1 protein-coding gene is annotated in these 405 nt (G+C 61.5%); it reads right to left on the bottom strand.

Going from position 1 to position 405, the window contains the following annotated elements; translation table 11 throughout:
• Positions 1 to 405, bottom strand: a 405-nt coding sequence (locus MKK50_RS14270) for an integrase core domain-containing protein (RefSeq protein ID WP_499023198.1), incomplete at both ends; no start/stop codon positions are given.

Here is a 405-nt window from a genome sequence, read left to right as displayed (position 1 = left end):
GGCCGGATGCTGTTGTAGTGCCTCCGCCATTGCTCGATCACGACGCTGGCCTCCTTGAGGGTGTAGAACACCTCGCCGTTGAGGAGTTCATCCCGCAGCTTCGCGTTGAAGCTCTCGCAATAGCCGTTCTCCCACGGACTGCCCGGCTCGATGTAGGCGGTTGTCGATCCCATCGCCGCGATCCAGTCCTTAACGGCCTTGGCGATGAACTCAGGGCCGTTGTCCGAGCGGCTATACCCCGGCACCCCGCGCAGACTGATCGAGTCTGAGAGTCCCTCGCTCACGTCCAATGCCCTCCGCTCACGTGACAAGCGGATGGCCAGGCACTCGCGTGTGAACTCGTCGATGACGTTCAGCATCCGGTACTTGCGTCCATTGTGCGTGCGGTGCTCAACGAAGTCGTAG

Source organism: Methylobacterium sp. J-043 (genome assembly GCF_022829505.1).
Classification (GTDB): domain Bacteria; phylum Pseudomonadota; class Alphaproteobacteria; order Rhizobiales; family Beijerinckiaceae; genus Methylobacterium; species Methylobacterium extorquens_A.
The sequence above is the reverse complement of the archived record's forward strand: the minus strand, read 5'-3'. Positions and strand labels throughout refer to the sequence as shown.